Source organism: Pseudomonas sp. FSO-7, from assembly GCF_059579345.1.
The window spans coordinates 4,321,180-4,344,697 of record NZ_CM184193.1 but is presented as its reverse complement, the minus strand read 5'-3'; the positions used below and the strand labels follow the sequence as shown (position 1 = coordinate 4,344,697).

General features: G+C 61.5%; 19 protein-coding genes and 1 pseudogene. 2 read left to right on the top strand and 18 right to left on the bottom strand.

From position 1 onward, the window contains the following. Position 1 precedes the first annotated feature (1 nt). The 9 genes from nuoJ to AC515T_RS18785 form a co-directional block, all read right to left on the bottom strand. A complete protein-coding gene (nuoJ, locus tag AC515T_RS18825; RefSeq protein ID WP_003180049.1) occupies positions 2–502 on the bottom strand; it encodes an NADH-quinone oxidoreductase subunit J in 501 nt (166 codons plus the stop codon). Positions 503–511: 9 nt separating this feature from the next. Beyond that, positions 512–1,060 (bottom strand): NADH-quinone oxidoreductase subunit NuoI, encoded by a 549-nt coding sequence (gene nuoI / locus AC515T_RS18820; protein WP_003180051.1) that lies wholly within the window; start codon positions 1,058–1,060, stop codon positions 512–514. Positions 1,061–1,071: 11 nt separating this feature from the next. Continuing rightward, entirely contained in the window at positions 1,072–2,079 is a 1,008-nt protein-coding gene (gene nuoH / locus AC515T_RS18815) for an NADH-quinone oxidoreductase subunit NuoH (RefSeq protein ID WP_053123213.1), read from the bottom strand. After that, the gene (gene nuoG / locus AC515T_RS18810) at positions 2,076–4,790 is read right to left on the bottom strand and encodes an NADH-quinone oxidoreductase subunit NuoG (RefSeq protein ID WP_496529569.1); all 2,715 of its coding nucleotides are present in this window, start codon (positions 4,788–4,790) and stop codon (positions 2,076–2,078) included. The genes nuoH and nuoG overlap by 4 nt, the downstream gene beginning before the upstream one ends. 141 nt (positions 4,791–4,931) lie before the next feature. After that, positions 4,932–6,290, bottom strand: a complete 1,359-nt coding sequence (nuoF, locus tag AC515T_RS18805) for an NADH-quinone oxidoreductase subunit NuoF (protein ID WP_496529568.1) — start codon at positions 6,288–6,290, stop codon at positions 4,932–4,934. Beyond that, a complete protein-coding gene (nuoE, locus tag AC515T_RS18800; protein ID WP_018609201.1) occupies positions 6,287–6,784 on the bottom strand; it encodes an NADH-quinone oxidoreductase subunit NuoE in 498 nt (165 codons plus the stop codon). The genes nuoF and nuoE overlap by 4 nt, the downstream gene beginning before the upstream one ends. A 2-nt stretch (positions 6,785–6,786) precedes the next feature. Next, positions 6,787–8,571, bottom strand: coding sequence for an NADH-quinone oxidoreductase subunit C/D (gene nuoC, locus AC515T_RS18795; RefSeq protein WP_496529567.1), 1,785 nt, complete (start codon positions 8,569–8,571; stop codon positions 6,787–6,789). A 73-nt stretch (positions 8,572–8,644) separates the two neighbouring features. After that, positions 8,645–9,319 (bottom strand): NuoB/complex I 20 kDa subunit family protein, encoded by a 675-nt coding sequence (locus tag AC515T_RS18790; RefSeq protein WP_030141322.1) that lies wholly within the window; start codon positions 9,317–9,319, stop codon positions 8,645–8,647. 10 nt (positions 9,320–9,329) lie between these two features. Then, positions 9,330–9,743 (bottom strand): NADH-quinone oxidoreductase subunit A, encoded by a 414-nt coding sequence (locus AC515T_RS18785; protein WP_003203367.1) that lies wholly within the window; start codon positions 9,741–9,743, stop codon positions 9,330–9,332. Positions 9,744–10,615: 872 nt separating this feature from the next. Here AC515T_RS18785 and AC515T_RS18780 point away from each other — a divergent pair. Beyond that, positions 10,616–11,632: pseudogene (locus AC515T_RS18780) on the top strand (methyl-accepting chemotaxis protein); the annotation flags it as partial. Further along, positions 11,621–12,538, top strand: coding sequence for a methyl-accepting chemotaxis protein (locus AC515T_RS18775; RefSeq protein ID WP_496533161.1), 918 nt, complete (start codon positions 11,621–11,623; stop codon positions 12,536–12,538). The pseudogene AC515T_RS18780 and the gene AC515T_RS18775, both read left to right, overlap by 12 nt. A gap of 112 nt (positions 12,539–12,650) precedes the next feature. On the opposite strand, the gene aceA is transcribed toward AC515T_RS18775, so the two are convergent. The 9 genes from aceA to AC515T_RS18730 form a co-directional block, all read right to left on the bottom strand. Then, entirely contained in the window at positions 12,651–13,976 is a 1,326-nt protein-coding gene (gene aceA, locus AC515T_RS18770) for an isocitrate lyase (protein ID WP_014337679.1), read from the bottom strand. A 455-nt stretch (positions 13,977–14,431) separates the two neighbouring features. Beyond that, positions 14,432–15,193 (bottom strand): secretin N-terminal domain-containing protein, encoded by a 762-nt coding sequence (locus tag AC515T_RS18765; protein WP_496529566.1) that lies wholly within the window; start codon positions 15,191–15,193, stop codon positions 14,432–14,434. A 271-nt stretch (positions 15,194–15,464) separates the two neighbouring features. Further along, a complete protein-coding gene (locus tag AC515T_RS18760; protein ID WP_018609216.1) occupies positions 15,465–15,890 on the bottom strand; it encodes a GNAT family N-acetyltransferase in 426 nt (141 codons plus the stop codon). Beyond that, the gene (locus AC515T_RS18755) at positions 15,883–17,049 is read right to left on the bottom strand and encodes a ribosomal protein uL16 3-hydroxylase (protein WP_496529565.1); all 1,167 of its coding nucleotides are present in this window, start codon (positions 17,047–17,049) and stop codon (positions 15,883–15,885) included. The genes AC515T_RS18760 and AC515T_RS18755 overlap by 8 nt, the downstream gene beginning before the upstream one ends. A gap of 84 nt (positions 17,050–17,133) precedes the next feature. After that, positions 17,134–18,504 (bottom strand): adenylosuccinate lyase, encoded by a 1,371-nt coding sequence (purB, locus tag AC515T_RS18750; protein WP_053123194.1) that lies wholly within the window; start codon positions 18,502–18,504, stop codon positions 17,134–17,136. A gap of 261 nt (positions 18,505–18,765) precedes the next feature. Continuing rightward, positions 18,766–19,389, bottom strand: a complete 624-nt coding sequence (gene hflD, locus AC515T_RS18745; protein WP_496529564.1) for a high frequency lysogenization protein HflD — start codon at positions 19,387–19,389, stop codon at positions 18,766–18,768. Further along, on the bottom strand, positions 19,386–20,510 hold the full coding sequence (mnmA, locus tag AC515T_RS18740) for a tRNA 2-thiouridine(34) synthase MnmA (protein WP_103308482.1): 1,125 nt from the start codon (positions 20,508–20,510) through the stop codon (positions 19,386–19,388). The genes hflD and mnmA overlap by 4 nt, the downstream gene beginning before the upstream one ends. 59 nt (positions 20,511–20,569) lie before the next feature. Next, positions 20,570–21,016, bottom strand: a complete 447-nt coding sequence (locus tag AC515T_RS18735; RefSeq protein ID WP_496529563.1) for an NUDIX hydrolase — start codon at positions 21,014–21,016, stop codon at positions 20,570–20,572. A 218-nt stretch (positions 21,017–21,234) separates the two neighbouring features. Continuing rightward, positions 21,235–23,460: an NADP-dependent isocitrate dehydrogenase gene (locus AC515T_RS18730; protein ID WP_496529562.1), complete on the bottom strand. Its 2,226-nt coding sequence runs from the start codon at positions 23,458–23,460 to the stop codon at positions 21,235–21,237. Positions 23,461–23,518: the final 58 nt, after the last annotated feature.

The following is a 23,518-nucleotide window of genomic DNA, read 5'->3' as shown; positions in this document are numbered from 1 at the left end:
ATTACTCCTTCGCCTCGTTACGGCCCAAATGGAACGCCGTGACGGCTGCGGCAAGCAGCAGCATCGAGGCGAGTTCGACCACCAGCAGGTAAGGACCGAACAGGCTGATGCCCACGGCCTTGGCGCCTACGGTGGTGTGGCCGATGGCCTGGCCGCTCTGGTGAGCGAACAGCACATACAGCAGTTCACCCAGCAGCAGGGCGGACAGGATCACCGGCCCCGCCCAGATGCCGGGCTTGAGCCAGGAGCGTTCCTGCTGGACCGCGGCCGGGCCGAGGTTGAGCATCATCACCACGAACACGAACAGCACCATGATGGCGCCGGCGTAGGCGATCACTTCCAGGGCACCGGCGAACGGCGCGCCGAGGGCGAAGAAGGTCATGGCCACGGCGATCAGCGAAATGATCAGGTAGAGCAGGGCGTGCACGGGGTTGGTGTTGGTGACCACACGAAGCGTGGACACCACCGCGATACCCGATGCGAAATAGAAAGCGAATTCCATCTTTCTTCCTTAAGGCAGCAAGCTCTTCACGTTGATCGGTTCGGCTTCGTTCTGCGCGGCGCCTTTTGGCTTACCGGCAATGGCCATACCTGCAACACGATAGAAGTTGTAATCAGGGTTTTTACCGGGACCGGAAATCAGCAGATCTTCTTTCTCGTAAACCAGGTCCTGACGTTTGAACTCGGCCATTTCGAAATCCGGCGTGAGCTGGATCGCGGTGGTCGGGCAGGCTTCCTCGCAGAGGCCGCAGAAAATGCAGCGCGAGAAGTTGATGCGGAAGAAGTCCGGGTACCAGCGACCGTCTTCGGTTTCAGCTTTCTGCAGCGAGATGCACCCCACCGGGCATGCCACGGCGCACAGGTTGCAGGCCACGCAACGTTCTTCGCCGTCGGGGTCGCGGGTCAGGACGATGCGGCCACGGTAACGGGGCGCCAGGTAGACCGGCTCTTCCGGGTATTGCAGGGTGTCGCGCTTGCGAAAGCCATGGCCGAAGATCATGACCAGGCTTCGCAGTTGGGTACCGGTACCCTTAACGATGTCGCCAATATATTTGAACATGGGTCAAATCCTCACTGAACCGCGGCCGCAGGCGCGTTCATCAAAACGATCGCAGCGGTCACCAGCATGTTGATCAGGGTCAGCGGCAGGCAGAATTTCCAGCTGAAGTCCATCACCTGGTCGTAGCGTGGGCGCGGGATCGAGGCGCGCAGCAGGACGAACAGCATGATGAAGAACGCGGTCTTCAGGGCGAACCAGACGAAGGACAGTTGCGGCAGGATGCCGAACGGACCGTGCCAGCCACCGAAGAACAGCGTCACCAGCAGTGCCGAGATCAGGATGATGCCGATGTATTCACCCACGAAGAACATGCCCCATTTCATGCCGGCATATTCAATGTGGTAACCGTCGGCCAGTTCCTGCTCCGCTTCCGGCTGGTCGAAGGGGTGACGGTGAGTCACGGCTACGCCCGCGATGAAGAAGGTACAGAAACCGAAGAACTGCGGAATGATGAACCACAGGTTCTGGGCCTGGTACTCGACGATGTCACGCATGTTGAACGAGCCGGCCTGGATCACGATGCCCATGAGCGCCAAGCCCATGAACACTTCGTAGGACACGGTCTGGGCCGAGGCCCGCAGGCTGCCCAGCAGGGCGAACTTGTTGTTGCTCGACCAGCCGGCGAACAGCACCGCATACACCGACAGGCCGGCCATGGCGAAGAAGAACAGCAGGCCGATGTTCAGGTCCGCCACGCCCCAGGTCGGGGTGATCGGGATGATCGCGAAGGCGATCAGCAAGGCGCTCATGGCCACGATCGGTGCCAGGGTGAAGATCACCTTGTCGGCAAACGGTGGTGTCCAGTCTTCCTTGAAGAACATCTTGATCATGTCGGCGGCGATCTGGAACATGCCGAACGGGCCAACGCGGTTCGGACCGTAGCGGTCCTGCCACCAGCCCAGCAGGCGACGTTCGACGAAGCTCAGCAACGCGCCGCAGACCACCACGGCCAACAGGATCACGATGGCCTTGAGGACCGTCAGGATCACAGCGATCACTTCAGGGGTGAACCAGCTCATTGCGCTGCCTCCTGCAGACCGTCGACGGTTTTGCCGAAAATCGCCGGTGGAATACCCGCCAGGCCAGCCGGCAGGGCCACCAGGCCGGCGCCCAGTTCTTCATTGATGCGCAGCGGCAGACGCAAGGTCTGGCCGGCCACGTTCAGGCTCAGCAGGGCGCCGTCGTTGACGCCCAGGCGATCGGCTTCGGACTTGGCCAGCGACACGTAGGCGGCCGGGATGCGTTCCTGCACCGGTGCGGCCTTGGAAGAGTTCTCTTCGCTGCCGAACAGGTGATGGAACGGCACGACCTGCCAGGTGCCCGGTGCCGGGTTGAAGGCGCGTGGCACGCTGGCGAACCAGCTCAGGCCATCGCCCTGGCTTTCGATCAGGCGGGTGCCCGGATCACCTGCACGCAGGTGACCACCGACTTCGTCCTGGAACTTGTTCCAGGCTTGCGGCGAGTTCCAGCCCGGGGACCAGGCGAACGGCACTTGCGAGCGCGGTTCGGCGGAGCCCGAGTAGCCTTCCATGGAAAACGAGAACGCAGTGTCGTTGTCCTGGGAGGTGCGTGGTTCGTGGACGCTGATGTCGGCGCGCATGGCGGTGCGACCGGAGTAGCGCAGCGGTTCGCGTGCCAGTTTCAGGCCCTTGATGCGGAACGAGGCCGATGGCGCGGCATCGACGATGCGCGCCAGTTGCGGGCTGCTCGAAGCGACGGCGGCGGTGACGTGGTCCAGTTGTGTCCAGTCGATCGGCTGGTCCAGCAGGGTGGCGCGCAGGGCATGCAGCCAGCGCCAGCCTTCGTGGACCAGGATGCTGGCGTCCAGGTAAGTCGGGTCGAACACCTGGAAGAAACGCTGGGCGCGACCTTCCTGGCTGACCAGCGTACCGTCGCCTTCGGCGAAGCTCGCCGCCGGCAGCACCAGGTGGGCGCGGTCGGTGGTGGCGGTTTTCTGATGGTCGGCGACGATCACCACTTTCGCGGCGTTCAGGGCGGCGTCCACCCGGGCGTTGTCGGTGCGGGTGTATAGGTCGTTTTCCAGCACGACGATGGCGTCGGCACTGCCGTCGATCACCGCTTGCAGGGCGGCGTCCAGCGATTCGCCACCGAGCATGGCCAGGCCGAGGCTGTTGGCTTCCGGCACGATCAGGCTGATGGAGCCGTTCTTCTCGCGCAGCTTCAAGGCCTTGGCGATGTTGGCGGCGGCTTCGATCAGTGCCTTGGAACCCAGGGAGGTACCGGCGATGATCAAGGGGCGCTTGGCCGCCAGCAGGGCGTCGGCGATGCGTTGGGCGAGGGCGGCCGCTTCGCTGTCCAGGCCGTCGACGGCCGGGGCGCTGGCGTCCAGGGCGTGGGCCACGGCGAAACCGATGCGGGCCAGGTCGTCCGGAGCGGCGTGGACACATTCTTCGGCCACGTCGTCGAGCTTGGTTTCAGCGAGGCTGGCGATGAACAGCGGGTTCAGCGCATCCTGGCCGATGTTCTTCACGGCGGCGTCGAGCCACGGCTGCACGCGCATGGCGTCGGCCATGTCCTCGGCCTTGCCCTTGACCGACTGGCGCAGGGCCAGGGCCATGCGGGCGGCGGTCTGGGTCAGGTCTTCGCCAAGGACGAACACCGCGTCGTGGTCTTCGATGTCGCGCATCGTCGGCACTGGCAGCGGGCTGTCCTTGAGCACTTGCAGCACCAGGCGGATGCGTTCCAACTCGCCGGCTTCGATGCCACTGTAGAAGTGCTCGGCGCCGACCAGTTCACGCAGGGCGTAGTTGCTTTCCAGGCTGGCCCGTGGCGAACCGATGCCGACAATGTTGCGACCGCGCAGCAGCTCTGCGGCCTTGTCCAGCGCTTCGTCCAGGCTCAGCTTGGCGCCGCCCGCCAGCTGCGGCTGGCGTGGGCGATCCTTGCGGTTGACGTAGCCATAGCCGAAACGGCCACGGTCACACAGGAAGTACTGGTTCACCGAACCGTTGAAGCGGTTTTCGATGCGACGCAATTCACCGTAGCGCTCGCCCGGGGAAATGTTGCAGCCGCTGGAGCAGCCATGGCAGATGCTCGGCGAGAACTGCATGTCCCACTTGCGGTTGTAGCGCTCGGAGTGAGTCTTGTCGGTGAACACACCGGTCGGGCAGACCTCGGTGAGGTTGCCGGAGAACTCGCTTTCCAGGGTGCCGTCTTCGACGCGACCGAAGTACACGTTGTCGTGGGCACCGAATACGCCCAGGTCGGTGCCGCCGGCGTAGTCCTTGTAGAAACGCACGCAGCGGTAGCAGGCGATGCAGCGGTTCATCTCGTGGGAAATGAACGGGCCCAATTGCTGGTTCTGGTGGGTGCGTTTGGTGAAGCGATAACGGCGCTCGTTGTGGCCGGTCATCACCGTCATGTCTTGCAGGTGGCAGTGGCCGCCTTCCTCACAGACCGGGCAGTCGTGAGGGTGGTTGGTCATCAGCCATTCGACGACGCTGGCGCGAAACACTTTCGCTTCTTCGTCGTCGATGGAGATCCAGCTGCCATCGGTGGCGGGGGTCATGCAGGACATGACGATCCGACCGCGCTTGTCGTTTTCGTCGGTGTACTGCTTGACTGCGCACTGGCGACAAGCGCCAACGCTGCCAAGGGCGGGGTGCCAGCAGAAATAAGGAATGTCGAGGCCCAGCGACAGACATGCCTGTAACAGGTTGTCTGCGCCATCGACTTCGAGCTCTTTGCCGTCTACGTGGATAGTGGCCATGGTTCAAAGTTCTTCGTTGGCCCGGTGTCAGCGGGCGTGGCTAATGGAATCTTGTTGTTCGTCCGAATCCAAACAGCCTGGGTAAAAGGCGTCATCGGACGAAAGGCGCAGGGCACGGACCCTGCGCCTTTTAAAGCGTCGTTATGCGCCGACCATGGTCGGCGTGACCACCTGATTGAGGTCGCCCGCGCGGGTTGGCGCGATGCCGGCCTCGAATTCAGGGCGGAAGTATTTGATCGCGCTGCCCAACGGCTCCACGGCACCCGGTGCGTGAGCACAGAAGGTCTTGCCTGGGCCGAGGAAACCCACCAGACCCAGCAGGGTCTCGATGTCGCCGGGCTGGCCTTCGCCGTTTTCAATGGCTCGCAGCAGCTTGACGCTCCACGGCAGGCCATCGCGGCAAGGGGTGCAGAAGCCGCACGACTCACGGGAGAAGAACTCTTCCATGTTGCGCAGCAGCGAGACCATGTTGACGCTGTCGTCCACCGCCATGGCCAGGCCGGTCCCCATGCGGGTGCCGACCTTGGCGATGCCGCCGGCGTACATTTGGGCGTCCAGGTGTTCCGGCAACAGGAAACCGGTACCGGCGCCGCCGGGCTGCCAGCACTTGAGCTTGTAACCGTCGCGCATGCCGCCAGCGTAGTCTTCGAACAGTTCGCGACCGGTGACGCCGAACGGCAGTTCCCACAGGCCGGGGTTCTTGACCTTGCCGGAGAAGCCCATGAGCTTGGTGCCCATGTCTTCGCTGCCGTCGCGGGCCAGGGATTTGTACCAGTCCACGCCGTCGGCGATGATCGCCGGCACGTTGCACAGGGTCTCGACGTTGTTCACGCAGGTCGGCTTGCCCCACACGCCGACGGCGGCAGGGAAGGGCGGCTTGGAACGTGGGTTGGCGCGGCGGCCTTCCAGGGAGTTGATCAGCGCGGTTTCTTCACCGCAGATGTAGCGCCCGGCGCCGGTGTGGACGAACAGCTCGAAATCGAAACCGGAGCCCAGGATGTTCTTGCCCAACAGGCCCGCGGCCTTGGCTTCTTCCACGGCACGGTTCAGGTGCTTGGCGGCGGTGGTATATTCGCCGCGCAGGAAGATGTAGCCACGGTAGGTCTTCAGCGCACGGGCGCTGATCAGCATGCCTTCGATCAGCAGATGGGGCAGCTGCTCCATCAGCATGCGGTCCTTCCAGGTGTTGGGTTCCATTTCATCCGCGTTGCACAGCAGGTAGCGGATGTTGATGGATTCGTCCTTGGGCATCAGGCCCCACTTCACGCCCGTGGGGAAGCCCGCGCCGCCCCGGCCCTTGAGGCCGGAGTCTTTCACGGTCTGGACGATGTCGTCGCCGGCCATGTCGGCGAAGGCCTTGCGCGCGGCGGCGTAGCCGTTCTTGGCCTGGTACTCGTCCAGCCACACCGCTTCGCCGTCGTCACGCAGACGCCAGGTCAGGGGATGGGTTTCGGCCGAACGCTGGATGCGGTTGGCGGGCCCGAAGGAAGTCAGGGTCATACGTAGCCCTCCAGCAGTTTGGCGACGCCGTCTGGCTGGACGTCACCGAAGGTGTCGTCATCGATCATCAGCGCCGGTGCCTTGTCGCAGTTGCCCAGGCAGCACACCGGCAGCAGGGTGAAGCGGCCGTCGGCGGTGGTCTGGCCCAGGCCGATGCCCAGCTTGCCCTGGATCTCGCTGACGACCGATTCGTGGCCGCCGATGTAGCAGACCATGCTGTCGCAGACGCGAATGATGTGGCGGCCTACTGGCTGACGGAAAATCTGGCTGTAGAAAGTGGCGACGCCTTCGACGTCACTGGCCGGGATGCCGAGGATCTCGCCGATGGCGTAGAGCGCGCCGTCGGGCACCCAGCCACGTTCCTTCTGGACGATCTTCAGGGCTTCGATCGACGCCGCGCGCGGGTCTTCGTAGTGATGCAGCTCGTGCTCGATGGCCGAGCGCTCGGTTTCGCTCAGGGCGAAACGGTCTGTCTGGATAAGCGTGCTGTTCATGCTTAGCGGTCCACGTCGGCCATAACGAAATCGATACTACCCAGGTACGCGATCAAGTCCGCGACCATGCTGCCTTTGATCACGGAAGGGATCTGCTGCAGGTGCGGGTAGCTTGGGGTGCGAATCCGGGTGCGGTAGCTCATGGTGCCGCCATCGCTCGTCAGGTAATAACTGTTGATGCCCTTGGTCGCTTCGATCATCTGGAAGGATTCGTTGGCCGGCATGACCGGGCCCCACGAAACCTGCAGGAAGTGCGTGATCAGGGTCTCGATGTGTTGCAGCGTGCGCTCTTTGGGCGGCGGCGTGGTCAGCGGGTGATCCGCCTTGTACGGGCCTTCCGGCATGTTGCGCATGCACTGGTCGATGATCTTGATGCTCTGACGCATTTCCTCGACGCGAACCATGCAGCGGTCATAGGCGTCACCGTTGGCCGCCAGCGGGACTTCGAATTCGAAGTTTTCATAGCCGGAGTAAGGACGGGCCTTGCGCAGGTCGAAGTCGCAACCGGTGGAACGCAGGCCGGCACCGGTGACGCCCCACTCCAGGGCTTCCTTGGTGTTGTAGGCGGCGACCCCGATGGTACGACCCTTGAGGATGCTGTTCTGCAGGGCGGCCTTGGTGTATTCGTCCAGGCGCTTGGGCATCCACTCGACGAAGTCCTTGACCAGCTTTTCCCAGCCGCGGGGCAGGTCGTGGGCCACGCCACCGATGCGGTACCAGGCCGGGTGCAGGCGGAAACCGGTGATGGCTTCGATCACCGTGTAGGCCTTCTGGCGGTCGGTGAAGGTGAAGAACACCGGGGTCATGGCGCCGACGTCCTGGATGTAGGTACCCAGGAACAGCAGGTGGCTGGTGATGCGGAAGAACTCGGCCATCATGATGCGGATGACGTCGACCTTCTCCGGCACCTTGATCCCGGCCAGTTTCTCCACCGACAGCACGTACGGCAGGTTGTTCATCACGCCGCCGAGGTAGTCGATACGGTCGGTGTACGGGATGAAGCTGTGCCAGGACTGGCGCTCGGCCATTTTCTCGGCGCCACGGTGGTGGTAGCCGATGTCCGGAACGCAGTCGACGATCTCTTCGCCGTCCAGTTGCAGGATGATGCGGAACGCACCGTGGGCCGAAGGGTGGTTCGGACCGAGGTTGAGGAACATGTAGTCCTCGTTCGCCCCGGAGCGCTTCATGCCCCAGTCTTCGGGCTTGAAGCGCGCGGCTTCTTCCTCGAGCTGTTGCTTGGCCAGGGACAGGCTGAACGGGTCGAACTCGGTGGCGCGGGCCGGGAAGTCCTTGCGCAGCGGGTGACCTTCCCAGGTCGGCGGCATCATGATGCGCGACAGGTGCGGGTGGCCGGGGAAGTCGATCCCGAACATGTCCCACACTTCACGCTCGTACCAGTTGGCGTTCGGCCAGATGCCGGTCACGGTCGGCACGCTGAGGTCGCTCTCGGACAAGGCGACCTTGATCATTACGTCACTATTACGCTCGATCGACAGCAAGTGATAGAACACGGTGAAGTCGACGCCGTCGGGCAGCCCTTGACGCTTGGTGCGCAGGCGCTCGTCCACGCCGTGCAGGTCATAGAGCATGACGTACGGCTTGGGCAGGTTGCGCAGGAAAGTCAGGACTTCGACGAGTTTGGCGCGGGCGACCCAAAGCACCGGCATGCCGGTACGGGTCGGCTGGGCGGTGAACGCCTCGGGGCCAAAACGGTTGTTCAGTTCGACGACCACATCCTGGTCGTCTGCCTTGTAAGGCGGGATGTACAGAGCACTGCCTGTAGTCATGGTTATTTATCGCTTTCGGTCAACGTAAAGAATGAAGCCAGGTTCTCGTTTCTTGTACAGAAGCAGAGCTGGATCAGACTTCGTCGGGGCTGCGCAGGTTGGTGACTGCGATACGCTGTTCGCGGCGCTGTTCCTTTTGCGACGGCATCTCGGCGCGATAGACGCCTTGATCGCCAACGACCCAGGACAGTGGGCGACGCTCCTGGCCAATCGACTCCTGCAACAGCATCAAGCCTTGCAGGAACGCTTCAGGGCGAGGCGGGCAGCCGGGCACGTAGACGTCCACGGGCAGGAACTTGTCCACCCCTTGAACGACAGAGTAGATGTCGTACATGCCACCGGAGTTGGCGCACGAACCCATGGAGATGACCCACTTGGGCTCGAGCATTTGCTCGTAGAGACGCTGGATGATCGGCGCCATCTTGATGAAGCAGGTACCGGCGATAACCATGAAATCCGCCTGGCGCGGCGATGCCCGGATCACCTCGGCGCCAAAGCGCGCGATGTCGTGGGGCGCCGTGAAGGCGGTGGTCATTTCCACGTAGCAGCACGAAAGGCCGAAGTTGTACGGCCACAGGGAGTTCTTGCGACCCCAGTTGACCGTGCTGTTCAGCACGTCTTCGAGCTTGCCCATGAAGATGTTCTTGTGGACTTGATCTTCTAACGGATCGGCGACGGTTTCCCGTTTGCCAATCGGATACTGCTCGTTAGGAGCATCGGGGTCGATCCTGGTGAGATTGTATTGCATTGCCAAAGCCTCATTGTTTCAGCTTCGCTTGCCGCTTGCGCCGAGCTTCCGGAGCCCAATCAAGTGCCCCCACCCGGTAAAGGTAGACAAGACCTGCCAACAGAATTGCTATGAAAACGAGCGCTTCGACGAATCCGGTCCAGCCGCTTTCGCGGACGGACACAGACCATGCAAAGAGAAAGAGGGCTTCGATATCGAAGATCACGAACAGCATCGCGACCAGATAGAATTTGGCTGAGAGCCGCAAGCGGGCGCCACCGGTGGGTAGCATGCCGGACTCGAACGGTTCATTTTTGCTGCGGCCCCAGGCTTTTGACCCAAGCAGGCTCGACACACCGAGCATGAAAGCACACAGGCCAACAACGCCCAGAAGGAAAATGGCAAAGCCCCAATTGTGGGCCATGAGTCCTGTCGCTTCGGACATGCTGGAAATCCTTAACAGAGAGCAAAGGTCTCTGAGCTTGAATGAAATAACGCAGTGACGATATGTCGCAGCAATCAATCGCGGTGATTTTATGGCTAAACACCGGGCAAGTAAAATTCCTATAGCGAAATTATTTATTGGAATAAGGACATAGCGCTCCCCCAGGACCCTGCGGCCCCGGCCCCGTGGGCGTTGGCCGGCTATTCATCAATAATATTTCGTGCGGAATGCAACAATGATAATGACTTCCAAATGATAATTATTATTATCTGTGGCGGTCTGTCTACGGTGCACTTAGTGTTGTGCCCCAGAGACTGTCTTAGATCGCCGCTACTGCAATTGTCAGCGCCGCACGTTTTACTCCTTTTCGGACTGCCCAATACTGCGTTCGATCAATTTTTCTATCAGTGCGACCAAGTTTGGTGAGGGAGGGCTCGGTGAAGGTTGAATCGGCATGAGGGACTGCTCCTGTGGAAGCCAAGCTTGCTCGCGATGCCGGCAAGGCGGTCCCGAGGCAGACTGCCTTATCGTTCGTCGCGGCCAAGCCTGGCTCCCACAGATGCAGGCTAGCTCTTACAGAGTAGGTTGCTTCAAAAAAAACGGCTGAAAAAACCGAGAGTCGTCAGCTCAATGTCGATCAGTGAGCCAGCTCAGGACTTGTGACCAAGGGATTTTCCGCGTTTGAGCGACACCGCTTTGCGAGCAAAAATCGACGTGAGGCCGGAGTTAAAGCCTTGAAGGATTGGTGGCAAATGGCTATCTTTGCGGCTCATTCATCTAATCATATACATCAATATTGATTGGATTCTCGCCCCTTCTCAGATAAACCGCGTCAGTTTTCATCGTTCGCGGCTGATTACCAAAGGAATGTCATGAACTCTTGGATCGCGAATATGAGCGTTATGCTCAAGCTGGCTTTGGGTTTTGCCGTTGTGCTGATTCTGACCGTTATCCTCGCCGCGACCGGCTGGTTCAGCCTGGGAAAAATGATCGAGCGTACGGATCGAATGACCAGCATTACCGAGCTCGGCAACCGTCTCGATCACCTGCGCAGGGCTCGCTTGCAGTACCAGTTGGACAGGGGCGATGAGCAAAAGGGGGCATTGATCCAGGCGTCGCTGGAGCAGTTTGTCGCCCAGCAAAAAAGCCTCGCAAACGAGTTGAGAAAACCTGACAACCTGAAGAAACTTGCGCTGATCGAGCAGGCCAGCACACAGTATCAAGTGGCACTGAATACGATGCGCGAGGCTTATCGCAACGACGTAGCCATGCGCAAGGAGATGGGCGTCAATGCGGTCAAGGGCGCCGCGCTGATTGCCAAGGTCATCACTGACGTAGAAGCGATGCCTGCCTCGGATGAGCGCCGCTTTGACCTTTATAAGCTCATCCTCAAGGCCAAAGAAGACGTGGCGCTGGTGCGTTATGAGGTGCGTGGCTATACCGGCAACCCCAACAGCGCCACCGAACAAGCCGCCACCCGCCAGCTCGAAAATGCGCTCAAGAGCATCGAAGCCCTCAACGGCGCGTTCGGCCCGACCTATGCCGACACCATCAAGCAGTTGGACAGTGCGCTGATTGCTTACCGCCGTTCGGTGCAGGACTTCACCGCCAGTAATCAGGCCATTGGCAAGGCGGTGCAGGACACTGTCGATTTGGGTGAAGCCATCACCCGTCTGACTGACGAAATGTATGCCAGCCAACTGGTCTCCCGGGACGAAGACAGCGCCCAGGCTCGCCTCCTGCAACTGAGCTGTACTGCCTTGGCGATGTTGTTGGGGATTTTGGCCGCCTTGATCATCACCCGCCAGATTACGCGGCCGTTGCAGGACACATTGGCTGTGGTCGATCGCATTGCGGCGGGCGACCTCACGCAACACATGGTCGTGACCCGTCGTGATGAGCTGGGTGCGTTGCAGCAGGGTATACAGCGCATGGGCATCACCTTGCGCGACCTGATCGGTGGCATCCGCGACGGCGTCACCCAAATCGCCAGTGCCGCCGAAGAGCTATCGGCTGTCACCGAGCAGACCAGTGCCGGGGTCAATAGTCAGAAGACCGAGACCGACCAGGTGGCGACCGCCATGCACGAGATGTCGGTCACTGTGCATGAAGTCGCGCGTAACGCCGAACAAGCTCGCGCAGCCGCATCGGAGGCCGATGCCCAAGCCCGTATTGGCGACCAAGTGGTCGCGCAAGCCATCGTTCAGATCGAGCGCTTGGCCAGCGAGGTCGGGCGCTCGGTCGAGGCCATGAACGAGCTGGAACAAGAAAGCGGGCGCATCGGCAAGATCATGGACGTGATCAGGGCGGTGGCCGAGCAGACCAACCTGCTGGCCCTTAACGCCGCCATTGAGGCCGCTCGCGCGGGTGACGCCGGGCGCGGTTTTGCCGTGGTCGCCGACGAAGTACGTGGGTTGGCCCAGCGTACCCAGCATTCCACCGAAGAGATTGAAAGCCTGGTGGCGGGCTTGCAGAACGGCACGCGCCAGGTATCGACTATCATGCAAAATAGCCGCGAACTGACCGACAGCAGCGTGGCGTTGGCATCCAAAGCCGGCACATCCCTGGGTAGCATCACCCAGGCGATTTCCGGCATTCAGGCCATGAACCAACAGATTGCCGCCGCCGCGGTGCAACAAAGCTCGGTGGCCGAGGAAATCAGCCGCAGTATCCTGAGCGTGCGCGATGTGTCCGAACAGACCGCCTCGGCCAGCGAAGAAACCGCAGCCTCCAGCATCGAACTGGCGCGCCTGGGTAACCAGTTGCAGCAGCTGGTCAGTCATTTCAAGGTGTGAAAAACGAACTGGGTAAAACCGGCAAAAAAAAGCCCCGAACCAGTCGGGGCGTCAGATCGTCGGCTTTGCGGTTAGCTTTTATTCGGTCCGCAAGGGCCGTTTACCTCAAGGATCAGTGGAACTGTTCTTCTTCGGTGGAACCGGTCAGTGCGGTCACCGACGAAGTGCCACCCTGGATCACGGTGGTCATGTCGTCGAAGTAGCCGGTGCCCACTTCCTGCTGGTGAGCCACGAAGGTGTAGCCCTTGGCGGCGTCGGCGAACTCCTGCTCTTGCAGTTTCACGTAGGCGGTCATGTCGTTGCGGGCGTAGTCGTGCGCCAGGTTGAACATGCTGTGCCACATGTTGTGAATGCCGGCCAGGGTGATGAACTGGTGCTTGTAGCCCATGGCGGACAGTTCGCGCTGGAACTTGGCGATGGTCGCGTCGTCCAGGTTTTTCTTCCAGTTGAAGGAAGGCGAGCAGTTGTACGACAGCAGTTGGTCCGGGTATTCCTTCTTGATCGCTTCGGCAAAGCGACGGGCTTCGTCCAGGTCCGGCTTGGCGGTTTCGCACCAGATCAGGTCGGCGTAAGGCGCGTAGGCCAGGCCACGGGCGATCGCCTGGTCGAGACCGGCGCGCACCTTGTAGAAGCCTTCCTGGGTGCGGGTACCGGTCACGAACGGCTGGTCGTACGGGTCGCAGTCGGAGGTCAGCAGGTCAGCGGCATTGGCGTCGGTACGGGCCAGGATGATGGTCGGTACACCGGCAACGTCAGCGGCCAGGCGAGCAGCGGTCAGTTTCTGCACGGCTTCCTGGGTTGGAACCAGAACCTTGCCGCCCATGTGGCCGCATTTCTTCACCGAAGCCAGTTGGTCTTCGAAGTGAACGCCAGCGGCGCCTGCCTCGATCATGCTCTTCATCAGCTCGTAGGCGTTCAGGACGCCGCCGAAACCGGCTTCGGCGTCAGCCACGATCGGCGCGAAGTAGTCGATGTAGCCTTCGTCGCCCGGGTTCTTGCCGGCTTTCCACTGGATCTGGTCGGCGCGACGGAACGAGTTGTTGATGCGCTTGACCACGGTTGGAACCGAATCCACCGGGTACAGCGACTGGTCGGGGTACATCGATTCGGCGGAGTTGTTGTCCGCGGCCACTTGCCAGCCCGACAGGTAGATCGCCTGGATGCCGGCCTTGACTTGCTGCACAGCCTGGCCGCCGGTCAGGGCGCCCATGCAGTTGACGAAATCTTTCTCGGGACGGAAGGCTGGCTTGGCGCCCTGGGTGACCAGGTTCCACAGCTTCTCGGCGCCCATTTTCGCAAAGGTGTGCTCAGGTTGAACCGAGCCACGCAGACGGACGACGTCAGCAGCGGAATAATTGCGCTTCACGCCTTTCCAGCGCGGGTTTTCAGCCCAGTCTTTTTCAAGGGCTGCAATTTGCTGTTCGCGTGTCAGTGCCATGGAGATAAACCTCGTCGCATAGGTCTTGGTGGAAAATTCCTGCTCCTGCCGACCAGGGGTTGGCGTGCAAGTCGGTTCAGGCGGGGCGGCGACGGGATGAACGATGGGCTCGAGGGGAAAGTGAGCAGGTAGGGGCGAACTGCGGGCGCATTCGGGCGTCGTGGGCCTTGATACGAACTCAGAGTGATGCCGGGTTACCTAGTTACGCTTCCGTCCCTCGGGACAACTTCGTTCCAGTCGCAACCTCGTCAAACACACCTTGTGGGCGGTACAGACACGAATCGGCTCGCAGGGTAGTTGCAAGCGTCGACCCGAAGGCCCTTGCCAGGGCCCCTGATTAGCGGGAGCGAGGCCATCATGCCTTCGGTTTTTTGGCTCGTCAAACGTTTTGTAGTGCTTTTTTTATAGCACTACATCTTTGGTCTAATACGACTCATCAGTCAGTTTTTGGTGCTTCAGTTCAGGGTGTCGACCTTGACCCGCAAAATCATGTCATCGCGGCCCTGGGTCGAGTAGCTGCGGGTCAGGCCTTGTTTGTCGGCCTGAGTCTGGCGATTCACGCCGGCCAGGGTGATCCATTCGCCCAGGCGTCCGCTGACCGTTGTGTCGGTACTCTGAACGTTCACTACATCGGGACGTTCCTGGCTCATGCGGTCACGGTTGGTACTGATATTCAGGTGGACGGTGTCGCCGGTGACGCTGGCGGTCACGTAAAAACCCTGGGTGACGTTGCGGTATTCGGTCTGGCTTTGCAGGCGGCCATAGTTGTCGGTCTGGCTGCTGGTGAATGGCGCGCTCTGGCCTACCTGGATCAGCGCCGGCTGGCCTTCGCTGGCCTGAACCTGCTGCACGCCGCCGTCACGGCTGGCGGTGCTGCGGTTGATGATGCGGGTCTGGCTGGGCGCGACGCCGTTGATCGAATAACCCTGGTCGCCCTGCAGGTTGTTTTCGTTGGTGTCGACCGTGATCAGCAGGCGCTTGGGCGCGGTGTCCAATTGGGCCAGGAATTGCCGGAGTTCTTCGATCTTGCCCGGCTCGGCGTTGACGATCAGTTGGTTGCCGTAGGCGCTGACCTGGCCGTCCTTGCCGATGAAATTCTGTGCCACCGGCAACAGGTCGGCGCTGGTGCGGTAGTTCAGCGGCACGATTTGCGTGTCCGCCATGACCGACAGGCTGCAGCCGAGCAGCAGGGTGGTCAGCAGGGTGCGTAAGGACATGTCCATTTCTCCGCGAGACAAAGGCTTGATATTGCCAGTTTGTCGGCCTGGGGTGGGGCAAGTTGAATGGTAGACGGCAAAACGCCCCGGCATCGGAGGATGGCGGGGCGTTTTATGGTGCCTGATGATGCTTTTGTGGCGAGGAGATTTATCCCCGTTGGGCTGCGAAGCAGCCCCAATCAAGCTAATTGCCTAAACCTGACACACCGCAGTGACTGATTTGAGGGCTGCTGCGCAGCCCAGCGGGGATAAATCCCCTCGCCACAGGGTGTCAGGCCGAATGGCGAACCATGTCCACATGAGGAATTCCGGCTTCCAGGAACTCCTCGCTGACCACCGCAAACCCCAACCGCTCGTAGAACGGCGTGGCATGCACCTGGGCGCTGAGCATCTGCTGCTGGAGCCCACGCTTCTCGGCTTCTGCGATCACCGCATGCATCAGCGCATCGCCCACCTTCAGGCCGCGCCAGTCCTTGAGGACCGAGACTCGGCCGATGTGGCCGTCGGTCAATAGACGAGCGGTGCCAATGGGAAAATCGCCTTCGAACGCCAGGAAATGCACTGCGCTCTGGTCATCGGCATCCCATTCCAGCTCGGGCGGAACGGACTGCTCGGCGATGAACACGGTCTCACGAATGCGCCGGATCTCGGCGTTATCCTTTTGCCAGTCTGCGACACGAACGTGAATTTTATTCATCGGCGAACCCCAGGCTGCCTTGCTTGACCAGCTCGCAGACCAGGCCGCGACCGTCTTCGTCGGCCAACCACGGGCCAAGGTTCTCGATGTGCAGGGCGTCGGCGGCGCAGATCATCTTCAGCAGTTCGCGCAACTTGCCCGGCAGGTACCGGCTCTGGCCGCTGGCGAACAGCAGCAGGTCATCATCGACTTCCGACCAGGCCAGGCGCGCGCTCGGGTTGCGGATGATCACGGCGCCTTGTTCCAGGCTGGCCAGCAGGTCGTCTTCTTCCAGTTCCGGGCCCACCACCAGTTCCGGGTAGCGCGGCTCGGTCATGAACTGGCCGAACCAGGTCAGCAGCAGGCGCTCGTCGCTCATGTGCTCGGCCAGCAAGCCCTTGAGGCGGTCGAGGGCGTCGTGCTGGATCTGGTGCGGGTCGCTCACGGGGCGCGCATCGGCGTCGGTGTAGCGCTCTTCGTCCGGCAGGAACTGGCTCAGGAAATCGGTGAAGTGGGTCAGCACTTCGGCGGCGCTCGGTGCGCGGAAGCCCACCGAGTAGGTCATGCAGTCATCCACGGCCACGCCGCAGTGCGCCAGGCGTGGCGGCAGGTAGAGCATGTCGCCCGGTTCCAGGGTCCACTCGTCGGTGGCTTCGAAGTCGGCGAGGATGCGCAGGTCGGCGTGCTGCAGCAGCGGGCTTTCGGAGTCGCACATCTGGCCGATTTTCCAGTTGCGCTGGCCATGGCCCTGCAGCAGGAACACGTCATAGTTATCGAAATGCGGACCCACGCTGCCACCCGGGGCGGCGAAGCTGATCATCACATCATCGATGCGCCAGCTCGGCAGGAAACGGAAGTTCTCCAGCAGTTCATTGACTTCCGGGACGAACTGATCGACCGCCTGCACCAGCAGGGTCCATTCGCGCTCCGGCAACTTGCTGAATTCGTCTTCGGCGAACGGTCCGCGACGCAGTTCCCACGGGCGCTCGCCGTGCTCGATCACCAGGCGCGATTCGACTTCTTCTTCCAGCGCCAGGCCGGCCAGTTCATCGGCATCGATCGGGCTTTGGAAGTCAGGGATCGCCTGACGGATCAGCAGAGGTTTTTTCTGCCAGTAGTCGCGCAGGAACTCCCGTGCCGTGATGCCGCCCAGGAGTTGCAGAGGAATATCAGGATTCATGTGTAACCTATTGAAAAAATATACTTTTCAGACGCGAATAAAAACGCCCGGCGCGGCCGGGCGTCTCAAAGGTAAAGCCGTGGATCAGATGCGCTTGGCTTGTGCCGCCGCGTTGCCGATGTAGCTGGCTGGCGTGAGCTTCTTCAGCTCCGCCTTGGCCTCGGCAGGCATGTCCAGGCCATCGATGAAAGTCTGCAGCGCTTCAGGGCTGATGCCCTTGCCACGGGTCAGCTCTTTCAGTTTTTCGTATGGGTTCTCGATGTTGTAGCGGCGCATCACCGTCTGGATCGGCTCGGCCAGGACTTCCCAGCAGGCGTCGAGGTCGGCGGCGATTTTCTGTTCGTTCAGTTCCAGCTTGCTGATGCCCTTGAGGCTGGCTTCGTAGGCAATGACGCTGTGGGCAAAACCCACGCCCAGGTTGCGCAGCACGGTGGAGTCAGTCAGGTCGCGCTGCCAGCGGGAGATCGGCAGTTTGCTCGCCAGGTGCTGGAACAGCGCGTTGGCGATGCCCAGGTTGCCTTCGGAGTTTTCGAAGTCGATCGGATTGACCTTGTGCGGCATGGTCGACGAACCGATCTCGCCGGCGATGGTGCGCTGCTTGAAGTAACCCAGGGAGATGTAGCCCCAGATGTCACGGTCGAAGTCGATCAGGATGGTGTTGAAACGGGCGATCGCATCGAACAGCTCGGCAATGTAGTCGTGCGGTTCGATCTGGGTGGTGTACGGGTTGAAGCTCAGGCCCAGCTCGTCTTCGATGAAGGCGCGGGCGTTGGCTTCCCAGTCGATGTCCGGGTAGGCCGACAGGTGGGCGTTGTAGTTGCCCACGGCGCCGTTGATCTTGCCCAACAGCGGCACGGCGGCCACCTGGGCGATCTGGCGCTCCAGGCGGTAGACCACGTTGGCCAGTTCCTTGCCCAGGGTGGTCGGCGAAGCCGGTTGACCGTGGGTGCGCGACAGCATCGGCACGTCGGCGAAGCGGATCGCCAGTTCGCGGATGGCCTGGGCGGTCTGGCGCATCAGGGGCAGCATCACTTCATCACGGCCTTCGCGCAGCATCAGGGCGTGGGACAGGTTGTTGATGTCCTCGCTGGTGCAGGCAAAGTGGATGAACTCGCTGACATTGGCCAGCTCCGGCAGCTTGGCCGCCTGCTCCTTGAGCAGGTATTCGATGGCCTTGACGTCGTGGTTGGTGGTGCGCTCGATCTCTTTGACGCGCTCGGCGTGCTCCAGCACAAAATTTTCGGCCAGGGCATTCAACACCGCGTTGGCTTCGGCGGAAAACGCCGGGACTTCGCCGATGGCAGGGTGGGCGGCCAGGCGCTGGAGCCAGCGGACTTCAACCAGGACACGGGCACGGATGAGGCCGTACTCGCTGAAAATCGGGCGCAGGGCCTGGGTTTTGCCGGCGTAGCGGCCGTCTACAGGGGAAACCGCAGTGAGCGAAGAGAGCTGCATGGGGTGTTCTCGGACAGTCGGGCAACGAAATGGGGCGCGTATCATACATGAAAACCAGCGCCGGTCCGTCGCCAACTGACCGGCGTATTACGCGTAACAAGATAAAACTGTTCATTACCTGTGGCGAGGGAGCTTGCTCCCGCTGGGGCGCGAAGCGGCCCTGAGTCCAGGCAGTCCGCTGGATCAGCCGGACTCAAAGGACTGCGTTGCAGTCCAGCGGGAGCAAGCTCCCTCGCCACAAAAAAAACAGGTTGAGGCGACTTATTCGTTGCGCATCAACGGGTAAAGCTCTTTCAGCAATTTGCGTCGGCTGATCACCAGTTGCCAACGATGTCCACCCAACTGCCGCCACAGCCGTGCCGAGCGAATCCCGGCCAGCAGCAGGGCGCGGATCTTCGAGGCATTGCTTGGCTGCTGCAGGTTGCGCATGTCGCCATGCACCTGGATGCGCTGGCGCAAGGTGCTCAAGGTGTCCTGGTACAGCGAGCCGCAGGCCGCGACGACGTTTTCGTGAGCCGGGCCGAAGTGCTCGACCTGGGACTGGATCTGCGGCAAGCGTTTGCCGATGGTCTCCAGCAGGTCGTCGCGCTTGGCCAACTGGCGCTCAAGACCCAGCATCGACAGGGCATAGCGCAGCGGCTCGCGTTGCAAGGCGCTGGGATCGCGCTCCAGGGCGCCGATCAATGCACGATAGCCTTCGCGCAGGTTCAGGTCGTCGCCGCCATAGACTTCCAGGGTGTCCTTGGGGTCGCGAACCAGCAGGCTGCCGAGCATGCAGGCCACGCCCGCTTCGGTGGCCTGGCCGGTCTTGGCGATCCGGTCCACCAGCACGGCGGCGAGAAACACACCGCCCAATGCCGTCAGTTGTTCCTGGATGGGGGTCATGCCTGGCTGCTCCAGGGCTCTGCGACTTCGATCACGCCACCGCCCAGGCAGATGTCGCCGTCGTAGAACACCACGGACTGGCCGGGTGTGACCGCCCGCTGCGGGTCATCGAAGGTGGCACGGTAGCCCGTGGCGGTTTTTTCCAGGGTGCAGGGCTGGTCGCTCTGGCGATAGCGAACCTTGGCCGTCAGGCGGCGCGGTTCGCTGAGGTCGATCGGGTTGACCCAATAGATGTCGGAGGCCAGCAGGGCGCGGGAAAACAACCAGGGATGGTCGTTGCCCTGGCCGACGATCAACTCGTTGTGCTCCAGGTCCTTGACCAGCACGTACCATGGCTCTTCGCCGGCGTCTTTCAGCCCGCCGATGCCCAGGCCCTGGCGCTGGCCGATGGTGTGGTACATCAGGCCATGGTGACGGCCGATGACTTCACCTTCGGTGGTCTTGATCTCGCCCGGCTGGGCTGGCAGGTATTGCTTGAGGAAATCGCTGAAACGGCGCTCGCCAATAAAGCAGATCCCGGTGGAGTCCTTCTTCTTGGCGGTGGCGAGCTGGTGTTTTTCGGCGATCGCGCGCACTTCGGGCTTTTCCAGCTCACCGACCGGGAACAGTGTCTTGGCGATCTGCTCGCCGCCGACGGCATGCAGGAAGTAGCTCTGGTCCTTGTTCGGGTCCAGGCCCTTGAGCAGTTCGGTGCGGCCGTCGATGTCGCGGCGACGCACGTAGTGGCCGGTGGCGATCAGGTCGGCGCCGAGCATCATGGCGTAGTCGAGGAACGCCTTGAACTTGATTTCGCGGTTGCAGAGGATGTCCGGGTTCGGCGTGCGACCGGCCTTGTATTCGGCCAGGAAGTGCTCGAACACGTTGTCCCAGTACTCGGCGGCGAAGTTGGCGGTGTGCAGCTTGATGCCGATCTTGTCGCACACAGCCTGGGCATCCGCCAGGTCATCCATGGCGGTGCAGTATTCGGTTCCGTCGTCTTCTTCCCAGTTCTTCATGAACAGGCCTTCCACCTCATAACCCTGCTCGATCAGCAGTAGGGCGGAAACGGAAGAGTCCACGCCGCCGGACATGCCGACAATGACGCGCTTCTTGGGGGTGTCAGAAGGGGCTGGATCACGCATAGGAATTCAATGAGTGTCTTGAAAAAGGACGCGATTCTATCAGGCCCTGACGCGCAAGGCTAAAGAGAAGGACGGATCAGCGTCAGACTATGGCAATGGCCGTCCAGATAATCGTCGATGCAGCGGATGATCAGCTCGCTGCGCCAGTGCTCGCGCTGTTCGAGCAGTTCATCGCGGCTCAGCCATTTGGCGCCGAGGATGCCGTCGTCCAGTTGATACTCCGGGCGGTGTTTCAAGGCCTTGGCGGCGAAACAAACCCGCTGGTACGTCACGCCGTTGCTGGGGGCGGTGTACAGGTAAATGCCCACCAAACCGGTGGGCGCGACGTCCCAGCCGGTTTCTTCCAGGGTCTCGCGCACGGCGGCTTCGATCAGGGTTTCGTTGGGGTCCAGGTGCCCGGCGGGCTGGTTGAGCACCGCTCGTCCGCCTTTGGATTCTTCCACCATCAGGAAGCGGCCGTGGTCTTCGACGATGGTGGCGACGGTGATGTGGGGGTTCCACTCCATGGGGTTTCCTCGATTTCTCAGATTGGAATGCGGGCCACTGTGGGAGCGAGCTTGCTCGCGATAGCGGTGGGCCAGTCAATATCAATGTTGAATGTTATATCGCTATCGCGAGCAAGCTCGCTCCCACAGGGGAATACTGTGTTGTCAGGGGAAATATGGTGTGTCCGGAAACACAAACCCCGGCACCAGGCCGGGGTTCGTGGTGCTTCCTTACAACCTTACACCAGCGCAGCAATCGCCGCGTTGAAGGTGTTGCTTGGGCGCATGGCCTTGCTGGTCAACTCCGGGTTGGCGAAGTAGTAACCGCCGATGTCCACGGGCTTGCCCTGCACGGCATTGAGTTCGGCAACGATTTTTTCTTCGTTGTCGGTCAATGTCTTGGCCAGGGTCGCGAACTGGGCCTTGAGGGCTGCGTCGTCGTCCTGGGCAGCCAGTGCCTGGGCCCAGAACAGGGTCAGGTAGAAGTGGCTGCCGCGGTTGTCGATGCCGCCGACCTTGCGCGAAGGCGACTTGTTGCGGTCCAGGAACTCGCCGGTAGCCTGGTCCAGGGTCTTGGCCAGCACCAGGGCTTTCGGGTTGTTGTAGGTCACACCCAGATGTTCCAGGGAGGCGGCCAAGGCCAGGAACTCGCCCAGGGAATCCCAGCGCAGGAAGTTTTCTTCCAGCAGTTGCTGAACATGCTTGGGTGCCGAACCGCCGGCGCCGGTTTCGAACAGGCCACCGCCGTTCATCAGCGGCACGATCGACAGCATCTTGGCGCTGGTGCCCAGCTCCATGATCGGGAACAGGTCGGTCAGGTAGTCACGCAGCACGTTGCCGGTCACCGAGATGGTGTCCTTGCCTTCGCGGGTGCGGCCCAGGGTGAACTTCATCGCGTCGACAGGCGACATGATGCGGATGTCCAGGCCGCTGGTGTCATGGTCCTTCAGGTAGGTCTGGACTTTCTCGATCACCACGCCGTCGTGGGCGCGCATCGGGTCCAGCCAGAAGATCGCCGGGGTGCTGCTGGCGCGGGCACGGTTGACGGCCAGTTTGACCCAGTCCTGGATCGGCGCGTCCTTGGTCTGGCACATGCGGAAGATATCGCCAGCCTCGACGTTCTGCTCCAGCAGGGTGCGGCCGTTGTTGTCCGAAACACGCACCACGCCGTTGGCCTTGATCTGGAAGGTCTTGTCGTGGGAACCGTACTCTTCGGCTTTCTTGGCCATCAGGCCGACGTTCGGCACGCTGCCCATGGTGGTTGGGTCGAAGGCGCCGTGTTGCTTGCAGTCTTCGATCACCGCCTGGTAGATGGTGGCGTAGCAGCGATCCGGGATCACGGCCTTGGTGTCGTGCAACTGGCCATCGGTGCCCCACATCTTGCCGGAGTCACGAATCATGGCCGGCATCGAGGCGTCGACGATCACGTCGCTCGGCACGTGCAGGTTGGTGATGCCTTTGTCGGAGTTGACCATCGCCAGGGATGGGCGCGCCGCGTAGACCGCCTGGATGTCGGCTTCGATCTGCGCCTGCTGCTCGGCCGGCAGGGCCTTGATGCGGGCGTACAGGTCGCCGATGCCGTTGTTCAGGTTGAAGCCGATCTGCTCCAGCACTTGAGCGTGCTTGGCCAAGGCGTCTTTATAGAACTCGGCAACGATCTGGCCGAACATGATCGGGTCGGAGACCTTCATCATGGTGGCCTTGAGGTGAACCGACAGCAGCACGCCTTTTTGCTTGGCGTCTTCGATTTCAGCGGCGATGAAGTCGCGCAGGGCGTTTTTGCTCATCACGGCGCAGTCGAGGATCTCACCGGCTTGTACGGTGGTTTTTTCCTTCAGGACGGTGGCGGTGCCGTCCTGGGCGATCAGCTCGATTTTCACGCTGCCGGCGGCGTCGATCAGGGCGGCTTTTTCGCTGCCGTAGAAGTCGCCGGTGCTCATGTGGGCTACGTGGGACTTGGAGTCCGCAGCCCAGGCGCCCATTTTGTGCGGGTGCTTGCGAGCGTAGTTCTTGACCGACAGCGGCGCGCGGCGGTCGGAGTTGCCTTCGCGCAGGACCGGGTTCACGGCGCTGCCCTTGACCTTGTCGTAGCGGGCGCGGGCGTCTTTCTCGGCGTCGTTGGTCACGGTTTCCGGGTAGTCCGGCAGTGCGTAGCCCTGGGCCTGCAATTCCTTGATCGCGGCCTGCAGTTGCGGCACCGAAGCGCTGATGTTCGGCAGCTTGATGATGTTGGCTTCAGGCGTAACGGCCAGGTCGCCCAGTTCGGCGAGGTGGTCGGCTACGGCTTTGTCACCCAGTTGCTCGGGGAAGCTGGCCAGGATGCGCCCCGCGAGGGAGATATCGCGGGTTTCCACGGCGATATCGGCCGAAGCGGTAAAGGCTTCGACGATCGGCAGCAGCGAATAGGTGGCGAGGGCAGGCGCTTCGTCGGTGAAGGTATAGATGATCTTCGAGCGGGTGGGCATATTCGGATTAACTCTCTTCTTTGCTAAAGCATGCGCAGAAACTCGAGGGGCGCCGGGT